Source organism: Cohnella thailandensis (assembly GCF_014212135.1).
GTDB classification, from domain to species: Bacteria; Bacillota; Bacilli; order Paenibacillales; family Paenibacillaceae; genus Cohnella; species Cohnella thailandensis.
Map to the genome: position 1 here is coordinate 254,650 of NZ_JACJVQ010000017.1, position 11,974 is coordinate 266,623.

11 protein-coding genes are annotated in these 11,974 nt (G+C 60.9%); all 11 read left to right on the forward strand.

Annotation, left to right across the window (positions count from 1 at the left end):
* Positions 1–2 precede the first annotated feature (2 nt).
* The 11 genes from H7B67_RS19380 to H7B67_RS19430 all read left to right on the forward strand — a co-directional run bounded on the left by H7B67_RS19380 (position 3) and on the right by H7B67_RS19430 (position 11,974).
* The gene (locus tag H7B67_RS19380) at positions 3–1,622 is read left to right on the forward strand and encodes a gamma-glutamyltransferase family protein (RefSeq protein WP_185121504.1); all 1,620 of its coding nucleotides are present in this window, start codon (positions 3–5) and stop codon (positions 1,620–1,622) included.
* 64 nt (positions 1,623–1,686) lie between these two features.
* On the forward strand, positions 1,687–2,505 hold the full coding sequence (locus H7B67_RS19385) for a BtpA/SgcQ family protein (RefSeq protein ID WP_185121505.1): 819 nt from the start codon (positions 1,687–1,689) through the stop codon (positions 2,503–2,505).
* Complete coding sequence (locus tag H7B67_RS19390; protein WP_185121506.1) at positions 2,502–3,128, forward strand: DUF1349 domain-containing protein; 627 nt, start codon at positions 2,502–2,504, stop codon at positions 3,126–3,128. Before H7B67_RS19385 ends, H7B67_RS19390 begins: the two co-directional genes overlap by 4 nt.
* A 24-nt stretch (positions 3,129–3,152) precedes the next feature.
* A complete protein-coding gene (locus tag H7B67_RS19395) occupies positions 3,153–4,316 on the forward strand; it encodes an iron-containing alcohol dehydrogenase (RefSeq protein ID WP_185121507.1) in 1,164 nt (387 codons plus the stop codon).
* Between the two features lie 55 nt (positions 4,317–4,371).
* Positions 4,372–5,133: an HAD-IA family hydrolase gene (locus H7B67_RS19400; protein WP_185121508.1), complete on the forward strand. Its 762-nt coding sequence runs from the start codon at positions 4,372–4,374 to the stop codon at positions 5,131–5,133.
* A gap of 10 nt (positions 5,134–5,143) precedes the next feature.
* The gene (locus H7B67_RS19405) at positions 5,144–6,127 is read left to right on the forward strand and encodes an NAD(P)/FAD-dependent oxidoreductase (RefSeq protein WP_185121509.1); all 984 of its coding nucleotides are present in this window, start codon (positions 5,144–5,146) and stop codon (positions 6,125–6,127) included.
* 173 nt (positions 6,128–6,300) lie between these two features.
* The gene (locus tag H7B67_RS19410; protein ID WP_185121510.1) at positions 6,301–7,458 is read left to right on the forward strand and encodes a DUF4349 domain-containing protein; all 1,158 of its coding nucleotides are present in this window, start codon (positions 6,301–6,303) and stop codon (positions 7,456–7,458) included.
* 152 nt (positions 7,459–7,610) lie between these two features.
* Positions 7,611–8,048, forward strand: coding sequence for a division/cell wall cluster transcriptional repressor MraZ (gene mraZ, locus H7B67_RS19415; protein WP_185121511.1), 438 nt, complete (start codon positions 7,611–7,613; stop codon positions 8,046–8,048).
* A gap of 99 nt (positions 8,049–8,147) precedes the next feature.
* Complete coding sequence (rsmH, locus tag H7B67_RS19420) at positions 8,148–9,101, forward strand: 16S rRNA (cytosine(1402)-N(4))-methyltransferase RsmH (protein ID WP_185121512.1); 954 nt, start codon at positions 8,148–8,150, stop codon at positions 9,099–9,101.
* Between the two features lie 87 nt (positions 9,102–9,188).
* The gene (gene ftsL / locus H7B67_RS19425) at positions 9,189–9,596 is read left to right on the forward strand and encodes a cell division protein FtsL (RefSeq protein WP_185121513.1); all 408 of its coding nucleotides are present in this window, start codon (positions 9,189–9,191) and stop codon (positions 9,594–9,596) included.
* A 20-nt stretch (positions 9,597–9,616) separates the two neighbouring features.
* On the forward strand, positions 9,617–11,974 hold the full coding sequence (locus H7B67_RS19430; RefSeq protein ID WP_185121514.1) for a penicillin-binding transpeptidase domain-containing protein: 2,358 nt from the start codon (positions 9,617–9,619) through the stop codon (positions 11,972–11,974).

Consider the following 11,974-nt stretch of genomic DNA (forward strand, 5'->3'; position numbering starts at 1 on the left):
CGATGGCCATCGAATTCGACGCTCTGAGCTACCCGAACGCATCGAGAAGAACGACGGTATACGGGAGAAAAGGCATGGTGGCGACTTCGCAGCAGCTGGCGGCGCAGGCGGGGCTCGATATTCTCAAGCGGGGCGGCAACGCCGTCGACGCGGCGATCGCGACCGCGGCTTGCCTCACCGTCGTGGAGCCGACCTCCAACGGCATCGGAGGGGACGCCTTCGCTCTCGTGTGGATGAAGGGAGAGCTTCACGGCCTTAACGCAAGCGGCCCCGCGCCGATGGGCATCTCCATCGACAAGCTGAAGGCGCAGGGCTTCGCCGAGATGCCGAAGTACGGCTGGCATCCGGTCACGGTGCCGGGCGCCCCGTCCGCCTGGGCGGCGCTGGCGAAGCGGTTCGGCCGCCTGCCGCTGGCGGAGCTGCTGGAGCCGGCCATCCGCTACGCCGAAGAAGGCTATGCGGTGTCGCCGACGCTCAGCTCCTTCTGGCATCGCAATTACGAGAGACACGTAAAGGAATTCCCGAAGGTGCTGCTCGATCAATGGAGCGAGCTGTTCATGCCGGAAGGCGCGCCTCCCAAGCCGGGGGACATCTGGCGCTCGCGACGGCACGCGGAGACGCTGGCCGAGATCGCGGCCACGGATGCCGAGTCGTTCTACCGCGGGGCGCTGGCGGATCGGATCGACCGTTTCTCCCGGGAGACGGGGGGCTATCTCCGGAAGGAGGACCTGGCTCGCTTCGCCCCCGAGTGGGTGAAGCCGATCAACTCAAGCTACAAGGGCTGCGACGTGTGGGAGCTCCCGCCGAACGGTCAAGGCATCGTGACGCTAATGGCGCTTAATATCTTTAAGGGCCTGGACACGAGCGGGGACGATGCGGCGCGGTACGTCCATCGCCAGATCGAAGCGATGAAGCTGGCTTTCGAGGACGGGCTGGAGGAGATCGCGGATCCGTCCAGGCTGCGCGAAGGCGTTGTCGCCGAGCTGCTCTCCGAGGAATACGCGGACCGGCAGCGCCGGCGCATCGGCGAAGAAGCGATCGTGCCGCGCACGCCTCCCGTCCCGACCGGAGGCACGGTCTATCTGTGCACGGCCGACGGCGAGGGCAATATGGTCTCGTATATCCAGAGCAATTACATGGAATTCGGCTCCGGCTTGGTCGTGCCGGGAACGGGCATCGCCCTGCACAACCGCGGACATTCGTTCTCGCTGAACCCGGCGCACCGCAACGCGCTGGAGCCGGGGAAGCGGACGTACCACACGATCATTCCGGGCTTCCTGTCGAAGGACGGGGAAGCGATCGGACCGTTCGGCGTGATGGGCGCGTTCATGCAGCCGCAAGGGCACTTCCAAGTCGTGCTCGGCGCGCTGGACCGAGGACTTAATCCGCAGGCGATCCTGGATGCTCCGCGTTGGCGGTGGGACGAAGGCAGGAAGGTGCTCGTCGAGCCGTCGTTCCCGCGGGAGTTGGCCGAAGCGCTGCGCGACCGGGGCCACGAGATCGCCGTCGGAGACAACCCCGGCCTGTTCGGTCGGGGGCAGATCATCTGGCGGAACCCCCGTACCGGCGTCCTCAGCGGAGGAACGGATCCGCGAACGGACGGAGCCGTCGTCGCCTGGTAAGCGGCGAGTCGGCGGCAAGAGAAGACGAAAGCCTACCCCATTCGAAGTTGAGGAGCGTGCCAATATGACCTGGTTAAAGGATGTTATCGGGACCGAGAAGGCCATTATCGCCATGTGCCATTTCAACGCGTTGCCGGGAGACCCGAATTACGACGCGGACAAAGGAATGGAGGACGTCCTCGATTGGGCGAGAAAGGATCTGCTCGCGCTCCAGGAGGGCGGCGTGGACGCCGTCATGTTCTCCAACGAATTCAGCCTGCCCTATCTGACGGACGTCCGCACCGAAACGGTCGCATCCATGGCTCGCATTATCGGCGAGCTGATGCCGGATATCCGGGTTCCCTTCGGCGTCAACGTGCTGTGGGACGCCAAGAAGTCGCTGGATCTCGCCGTGGCGACGGGAGCGAAGTTCGTCCGGGAGATCTTCACCGGCGTGTATGCCAGCGACTTCGGCTTGTGGAACACGAACGTGGGCGACACGGTCCGCCATCAGCGCCATATCGGCGCCTCGAACGTCAAGCTGCTGTTCAACATCGTGCCCGAGGCGGCGCAGTACGTCGCCCACCGGGAGATCGAGAGCATCGCGCGCTCGACCGTGTTCAACAATCGCCCCGACGCGCTCTGCGTGTCCGGCTTGACGGCGGGCGCCGAGACGGATTCGGCCGTGCTGAAGCGGGTCAAGGACACGGTGCCGGACACCGTCGTGCTGGCCAATACGGGGATGAGGCTCGACAACGTCGACCGGCAGCTGGCGATCGCCGACGGCGCGGTCGTCGGGACGACCTTCAAAGCGGAAGGGAAGTTCGAGAACCACGTCGACGTCAAGCGGGTGAAGGCTTTCATGGACAAGGTCAAGGAGTTCCGGGGAGTGCTCGTTCCGTGAAGAGGCATTTAGAGGATTTAAAGAACGGAACGTCGTTCAAGGAAGGAAGCGGCCTCGTCTGGATGAACGAGCCGGGCGAGTGGAGCGTTCGGGAAGGCCTGCTCTCGATGACGGCGCCGGCGGGCGGAGATTTCTTCAACGACCCCGGCTCCGATTCCGTCGTCGCGACGGCTCCCTTTCTGCATGTCGTTCTGAAGGGCGACTTCGTCGCCGTCGTTCGCCTTAGCGTCGAGATGGCCGCCCAATGCGACTCGGGCTGTCTGATGGCGATGGCGGACGCGTCGAATTGGGCGAAGATTTGCTTCGAATACATGAACGGGGCGCCGACGATCGTCACGGTCGTGACGAGGTCGAGATCCGACGACTGCAACTCCAAAGCGACCGCGGCGGAAGCCCCGTATCTGCGGCTGGCGCGCTCGGGAAGCCGTTTCGCCTTCCATTATTCCGAGGACGGAGAGAGCTGGGAGCTGGTGCGCTACTTCGCGATGGACGTGCCGGATGAACTGAAGGTCGGCCTCGTGGCGCAAGCTCCGTTCGCCGATCGGTGCCGAGCGACGTTCCATTCCTTCGATACGTCGGAGGAGGCCGTAGCGGACGTCAAGGCCGTAACAATCGTGAAGTGACCCATTCCGGAGGTGAAGAGGCTTATGGAAACATTCGTGCATATGAACCCGACGAAGCTGATTTTCGGCCAAGGAACGTTAATGAAGCTAAAGGATGAATTGAAGCCGTTCGGGCGCAAGGTTCTCCTCGTTTACGGAGGCGGCAGCATCAAGCGCAACGGCGTATATGACGGCGTTAAGGAGCAATTGACCCTGGCCGGTCGGGAAGTGTTCGAGCTGGGCGGCGTGGAACCGAACCCGCGCCTCTCCACGGTGCATAAGGGAGTCGATATCTGCAAAAGGGAAGGGATCGACTTCGTGCTGGCCGTCGGCGGGGGCAGCGTTATCGATTGCGCGAAAGCCATCGTCGTCGGAGCGGTTTATGACGGCGACGTCTGGGACATTATCTCCAAGAAGCTCTACGCTCCGGGCGCGCTTCCGTACGGCGCGGTGCTGACGCTGGCGGCGACCGGCTCGGAGATGAACGCGGCTTCCGTCATTACGAATTGGGAGACGAAGGAGAAGAACGGCTGGTATGCGCACTTCAATCATCCGCAATTCTCGATTCTCGACCCCGCGTTCACGTACACGGTGCCGCTCGACCAGACGATCAACGGAATCGTCGACATCATGACGCATATTCTGGAGCAGTACTTTCATCATACGCCGAACGCTCCGGTACAGGACGCGTTCTGCGAAGCTCTGCTGCGGACGGTCGTCCGTACGGCGCCGAAGCTGGCGGCGAATCTCGAAGACTACGATTCCCGCGAGACGATCCTGTACGCCGGAACGATGGCTCTCAACGGAACGCTTGCCATGGGAACGCCCGGCGATTGGGCGTCCCACAACATCGAGCACGCGGTCAGCGCGGTGTACGATATCGCGCACGGGGCGGGGCTTGCCGTCCTGTATCCTTGCTGGATGGAACACGTTCTGGACGACGGCGTCGCTAAATTCAAGCAGCTGGCCGTCGAAGTGTTCGGCGTCGATCCGTCCGGGAAGGAGGACCGGGAGACGGCGCTTGCCGGGATTCGCGCGCTGCGCGAATTCTGGACGTCGATCGGAGCTCCGAGCCGGCTTAAGGATTTCGGCATCGGCGACGAACGCTTCGAGGAGATGGCCGACAAGGCGATGGCGAGAGGGCCGTTCGGCACGATCAAGACGCTCGGCAGAGAGGACGTTCTCGCCATCTACAGATTGGCCGTTTGAGCGAGGCTATTTTGCGGCCGGCAAGCCGCAAAAGCGCGGGAGGAGGACAAACGAGGTGGCGAAGCTTCAAACGAACGGGCGGAATCTGGAGGTGGAGGTCGCCGTCTTCGACAAGGACGGCCTGCTGTTCGATTCCCAGCACTTCTGGAAACACCTGGCGGAGGCGAGGCTTCGCGAGCTGTCGCGGCTTCTCGAGCCGGAAGCGCTGTGCGAATGGGCGGAATGGTTCGGCGTCCGCCAAACGGACGGAGAGATCGACGGGGCCGATCCGAACGGCATCCTCGCGCTCGCTTCGCCCCAGGAGGAGATCGCGATTACCGCTTCCTTGCTGAAGCGGCACGGCATCGGCGATTGGGGGCGGTGCCGGCGGGCGGCGGCCGACGCGTTCGACCGTTCGGATCGCGACTTCTCCCTCTATGAAGCGCTGCTGCCGAAGCGGGGCTTCCCGGCCGTGTTCGACCGGCTGAGGGAAGCCGGGGTGACGATCGGCATCGCCACGTCCGACGACCGGAGCCGGGCGATCGATTCGGTGGCCCGATACGCGCGGGCGGACGATTTGGCTTTTATCGTCACGCCGGCCGACGTTCGCCGCGGCAAACCCTACCCGGACATGCTGGAGCTGATCGCCGAGCGTACGGGCGCAAGGCGGGAGCGTATCGCCATGATCGGCGATTCTTTCGTCGACGTGCAGATGGCCAGCGAGGCGGGCTGCATCGGCATCGGCATCCCCGACGACCCGGAGATGCGGGAGAAAATGCGGCCCTTCGGGGCCGAGATCGTCGATTCGCTGGACGACATACTTGTGGTTGGAGGGTAACGGAATCGTCATGAGCATCGAGAAGGATATTGTCGTTATCGGCGGAGGTCCGGCCGGATTGTTCGCCTGCTTCTACGGCGGAATGCGCAACGCGTCCGTCGCCTTGGTCGACAGCTTGCCGCAGCCGGGCGGGCAGCTGTCGGCGCTGTACCCGGAGAAATACATTTACGACGTGGCCGGCTTCCCGCGGGTAACCGCGCAGGAGCTGGTCGATCGATTGGTCGAGCAGATGTCTTACTTTCCGATCGATGTCCGGCTGAACGAGCAGGCGTTGGCGGTGCGCAAGCTGGACGAGCGGCTGTTCGAGGTCCGATTGGCCGGGGAGACGCTGCGCGCGAAGGCCGTTATCGTCACCGGAGGCGTCGGGGTGTTCAGCCCGAGGCGCTTGGAGATCGAAGGGGCCGAGAAGTACGAGCGGACGAATCTCCACTACGCGGTGACGGATCTGGAACGGTTCCGGGGGAGGAGGGTGCTCGTCACCGGCGGAGGGGATTCCGCCGTCGATTGGGCGCTGATGCTGGAGCCGGTCGCAAGCCAAGTGACGCTCGTTCATCGCAGGGACAAATTCCGCGCGCATGAGCACAGCGTGAACAAGCTGCGGGAGTCGGCCGTCGACATCAAGACTCCTTGGGAGATCTTCGCTCTGGAAGGGCAAGAGCGAATCGAACGGGCGACCCTGCTTCATGCGGCCGGAGGCGAGCGGACGGAGCTCGAGGTGGACGACGTCATCGTCAGCTACGGCTTCCTGTCGCAGCCGGGACCGATCGCGGAATGGGGCTTGCGGATGGAGGGCGGTTCCATTCTCGTCGATTCCCGCATGGAGACGAGCATTCCCGGCATATTCGCCGCCGGCGACATCGCTTCCTACGACGGGAAGGTCAAGCTGATCGTCGTCGGATTCGGCGAAGCCGCGACCGCGGTCAACAACGCGAAGGCTTACTTGGATCCGACGGCCAAGCTGTCGCCCGGGCATAGCAGCAATATGAAGAGATAAATGTAGGGTTAAATGAAGGATTATAATGAAGAGAAAACGGCGAGCGGCGGAAAGCGCCCTGTTCGAGCCTCGGCTCCTTAAATGGAGCCGGGGATTTTTTTTGTTGGCAGAATTGTAACATTCCTCCATGTCCAATCGTCTGAAGAGTCAGATATCGATGAGGGGGATGGATGATGCGAAGAAAAAGACAAGCAAAACGCGGCGCGAAGGGACTTATTCTCGTATTGGCATTGATGGTATGGGCGGCGATTCTGACAGGCTGTTCGGGCTCGAACGACGATTCGGATTCTGCGGCGATGGCCGATAAGTCGGCTCCGATGGAAGGGGCGATGCCAAGCTCGGCTCCGGTCGCGGAGGCTCAAACCAACGTAGTATTCGGCGAAGAGAAGGGATCCGCATCTTCTTCCGTGGAGGATCGGGGAGAAGCCGCCGCGCCTGCCCAGACAACGACGACTTCTACGGCATCGCAAGGCTCGGCCATATCCGCGTCCTCGATCGGCGTCATCGCCGACGCGAACGCGGGCTTCAACCGGAAGATGATCTATACCGCCAGCGTCGTGCTTAAGGCGAAGAGCTTCCGGACGGCCGAGGAAGCGGTCAGCAACGCGATTTTCCAAAGCGGGGGGTTCATCGTCCAATTCGCCGATACGAAGAGCGAGCGCGAAATCGGCTCCACTTACGTGATCAAGGTGCCGTCCTCCGGGCTGAGCAACTTTATCTCGCTGCTCGAAGAGATTCCGAACGAAGACTTCGACCGCAAAATGCAGGGCAGCGACGTCACCGAGGAATACGTGGATCTGGAGTCGCGCCTAGCGGCGAAGCAAGCGGTGGAGGCCCGGCTGCTCGCCTTCATGGAGAAGGCGACGAAGGCGGACGATCTGGTGAGGTTCTCCTCCGAGCTGGGCGGCGTGCAGGAAGAGATCGAACAGATCAAAGGCCGGATGAGGTACCTCGATCAGAATGTCGCTTATTCTACCGTTAATCTTCGGCTCTACGAGACGATCGAAGAAAAAGCCGTGGCGCAGGAAGAAAAGAAAGAGAAATCCCTGGGCGCGAAGCTCTCGGATACGATGCGCTCCAGCACGGACGTGCTCGGAAACATCGGAGAAGGCATCCTCACTTTCCTGGCGGCCGTGTTGCCCATTCTTCTCGTGCTGATCGTCATCGGCGGACCGGTCTATTGGGCCGTTATGCGTACCCGCAGCGGAAGAAAAGAACGGGCCGAGCTTCGAAGAAAGCTGCTGAACGCGGATTTGGCGGCTGCCCGGACGGTCGCGGAAGAGCCGGAACCCGCGTCGCGTAAGGATTCTCCGGCGCCCAAGGAGGAATAGGCGAACGAAGGTTCGGGTCTTTAATCCCTTTAAATATTTTTTTGAGAATCCTGCTCCCGAAGCAGGATTTTTATTTTATGGGGCGAATAATTCATCATATGTGGTTTAAAGTGGGGGAAAGTGGTGGAAGATGGAGGGGGTGAAGAGGGCCGATGTTTTTAGGGGAATTTCAGCATTCGATCGATGATAAGGGAAGAATCATCATCCCCGCCAAGTTTCGCGAGGCCCTCGGAACCGACTTCGTCGTCACCCGCGGATTGGACAACTGCTTGTTCGTCTACCCCCGCGAGGAATGGAACTCTCTCGAGCAGAAGCTTAAGCAGCTTCCGCTGATGAAATCCGATGCCCGCGCTTTTACGCGCTTCTTCTTCTCGGGCGCTTCGGAATGCGAGTGGGACAAACAGGGAAGGGTAAACGTACCCGGCCACTTAAGAGAGTACGCCAAGCTGGAGAAGGATTGCGTCGTCATCGGCGTCTCCACGCGCGTGGAGATCTGGGACAAGGCGACATGGGATGCTTACAACGAGGCTTCTCAATCGTCCTTCAACGAAATCGCCGAGAAGCTGGTCGATTTCGATTTCAATTTCTAAAGCCGCCTTCTACTCGGCCGCGAACTTCGTTCACACATTACTTCTTATAGATTAGACAAACTAGAAACGACCCCGAGAGGTTGCCGGGAGGACCTAAAGATGTTTCACCATATTACCGTGCTGAAGGAAGAAGCGGTCGACGGCTTGCGCGTTCGACCGGACGGCATTTACGTCGATTGTACGTTAGGCGGAGCGGGACACAGCGAATTGATCGCGTCCAAGCTGCGGCCGCCGGGCAGATTGATCGGACTGGATCAGGACGAGACTGCTTTGACCCATGCGCGGGAACGGCTTCGTCCCTACGAGGATGTCGTCACGTTGGTGAGGAGCAACTTTAGGAACCTGACCGAGGCGCTGAGGGAAGCGGGGGTGCCCGAGATCGACGGAGCGCCCCGGGTAGACGGGATCCTGTTCGATCTCGGCGTATCCAGTCCGCAGCTGGACGAAGCCGACCGAGGCTTCAGCTACCAGCACGACGCCGAGCTGGACATGCGAATGGACCGCAGCCAGCGGTTGACGGCCAAGGAGATCGTCAACGAGTGGGACGAGCGGGAAATCGCCGAAATCCTAAGGGACTACGGCGAAGAGAAATTCGCCCGCAAGATCGCTCGCCAGATCGTGCAAGCAAGAGCCAAAGCCCCGATCGAGAAGACGGGCGAGCTGGTCGAGCTGATCAAGGCCGGCATCCCGGCCGCGACGAGAAGAACCGGGCCGCATCCGGCCAAGCGTTCGTTCCAGGCGCTGAGAATCGCGGTGAACGACGAGCTGGGAGTGTTCGAGGACGCTCTTAAGCAGGCGATCGAATGCGTGAAGCCGGGAGGAAGAATCGCCGTCATCACCTTCCATTCCCTGGAGGACCGGATCTGCAAGACGATATTCCAGAAGGAAGTGGCGAGCTGCAGCTGTCCGCCGGATTTTCCCGTCTGCGTCTGCGGCGGGGGAGACGGACGTCTAAGGCTCACGCCTCGAAAGGCGATTCTGCCGTCCGAAGCGGAGCTTGAAGCGAACAACCGGGCGCGGTCGGCCAAGCTGAGAATCGCGGAGAGGATTTAGAAGAGACGGCTTATCGGACTCTATGAACCAGTGAACATAAAGAATGGCTAGATTTCCCATGGGGGACAAGCAAGGGGGAGAATGACGATGCAATATTACGGCAACCTGGCGCTCAGCCCGGAACGCAAAAAGCAGCAAGAGCAGGTCAATCGGCGCCGTCCTCAGACGCCGCCTTCGAACCGCCCGCGCCGCAAGACGATTCCGGTCGGCGAGAAGCTGCTCTACTTGCTGACGGTCTTCGTGTTCGTGGCCGTGGCGGGTCTCGTAGTCTATCGCTACGCGGGACTCTATGAATTGAATCGCGAGATTCAAACGACGAAGTCGCTTTACGAGCAAGAGGCCGATCTCACGAAGGAGCTTCAGCAGGAGATCAATACGCTGAGGGATCCGAGCCGAATTCAAGAAATGGGGAAGAAGCTCGGTTTGCAAGGCACCCAGGAATCCATTACCCTGTCCGGCGCTAACGGTCAAACTTCTACGGCCATGAAGCCGTAAGACGAGCACGGGTGATCAGTATGACGAAACGAATCAAGCTCCGTACGCTGCTGTTGGGAGGGTTCATTACCCTCCTTTTTGTCGGTTTGGTCTTTCGCATCTATTGGGTGACCGTCGGGCCTAAAGGGGAGTTCTGGCTCAACCAGGCCAAGCAGACCTGGATTACGAGCAAGCCGCTGCCGCAGGAGCGCGGGACGATCTCGGACCGCAACGGCGTGGTTCTGGCGGCGGACGCGGCCGCTTATACCCTGGCCGTCAGCCCGAAGGTCCTCAACGAGCTGGAGGAGAGCCATCCGTCCTGGAGGCTGATCGACCAGATCGTCTCCAAGTTCCATCTGGTGCTGGACAAGGACGAATCCGAGATTCGCGCGGCTATCGGCGCTAAGAAAGAGGACGGCACCTATTACGACCAGCGCGAGATTCGGCCGGAAGGCTGGAAGATGGACAAGGCGGTCGCCGACCGGCTGATGGCGTTCCGCGAGGAGATGCGGAAGCTGACGGGCCAGAACGACGTCGGAATCTATTTTAACGAAGAGAAGAAGCGCTACTATCCGGGCGGCGCTCTCGCCTCGCAGATACTAGGCTACGAGAATAAAGACGGCGAAGCGATCATGGGCCTCGAGAAGACGCTCGACGAGCAGCTTCGCGGGGAAGCCGGCCATATCACTTACGAGAAGGACGGCATACGCACGCAGCTTGCGGACGGCGTCGTCGACGTGAAGCAGGCGGTGGACGGCAAGGACGTGACGCTGACGCTCGATCGCGACATTCAATTTTATATGGAAGAAGCGCTGGAGGAAGCCTACAAGAAATATAATCCGGTCTCGATTACCGCGATCGCGGCGGACCCGAAGACGATGGATATTCTGGGCATGGTCAGCTTGCCCGACTTCGACCCGAACAACTATTGGGACTACAGCAATAATCTGGCGGCTTTTAAGAACAATGCCGTCCAGTCGGTCTACGAGCCGGGATCGACGTTCAAGATCATGACGCTTGCCGCCGCGGTTCAAGAGGGCAAATTCAATCCGAACGCCACCTATAAATCGGGAAGCATCAGCATTTCGAAGAAAGACAAGCCCATTCACGACCACAATTACAGCGGATGGGGAACGATTACGTATCTGGAAGGCTTGAAGCGCTCCAGCAACGTCGCGTTCGTCAAGCTAGGCTACGAGATGCTGGGCAAGGAGAAGTTCGCCCAATACATCAACGACTTCGGCTTCGGCGCGAAGACGGGCATCGATCTGCCGGGCGAGGTGCTGGGACAGACGAAAATAACCTGGAACCGGGACTACGCGTCGGCGACGTTCGGCCAGTTCGTGACGGTAACGCCGATTCAGCAGGTGGCGGCCGTGGCGGCGGTGGCGAACGGCGGCAAGCTGATGCAGCCGCATATCGTCAAGTCGATCGCCGATCCGAAGACGGGCGAGAAGACGGTGACGGAGCCGAAGATGATTCGCCAGGTCATCTCGGAGAGCACCTCGAAGCAAGTCGGCGAATACCTGGAGCAGGTCGTCAGCGACACGGAGATCGGCACCGGGCGGAACGCGTACATCCCCGGCTACAAGATCGCGGGCAAGACCGGTACGGCGCAGGTCGTCGTCAACGGCAAATACGCCGAAGACAAATACGTCGTTTCGTTTATCGGCTATGCGCCGGTCGAGGATCCGAAGATCGTCCTCTATGTCCTCGTCGACCAACCGGATATCCCGCTCGCGGGAGGCAGCTCGGTCGCGGCTCCGATCTTTAAGCAGATCATGGAGCAAGCGCTGCGCCATCTGGGAATCCAGCCGGACCTGGACGAAGAGGAGACGAAGGGCAAGGAAGGCGAGGATGAAGAGGTCGTCGCCGAGGTGACCAAGGCCGTGCCGGACGTGACCGGCATGACCGTCGCCCAGGCGGTAAGCGAGCTCGCGAACGTCTCCTTCAATACGGAGACGCTAGGCAAAGGCGAGAAGGTTCTTCAGCAATTGCCTAAGGCGAACAGCGTCATTCCGTCTTCGCAGAGAGTCTATCTCGTAACCGAGAAAAGCGTAAACAGCGTTCCTTCGCTCAAAGGCATGTCCTTGCGCGACTCGCTCGAGATGTGCACGCTGCTCGGAGCGAAGTGCCTGACAAGCGGAGAAGGCTACGTCGTCGCCCAGACATCGGGCAAGGCGAACGGCCAGCTCGTGCTGACGCTTGCCTTCGCGGCCCCGGGCCAGGAGGAAGCGGCGCTGCGGGAGCTGGCCGCGAAGAATCAAGAATCCGGGGCGGGCGACGGCGATTCCGGCAGCGGCTCCGAAAGCGATTCGGACAGCGAAGCCGCAAGCGATGCGGGCGGCGATTCGGAAGCCTCGGACGGGTCGGGCGAATCGTCGTCCGGCGACGGGTAA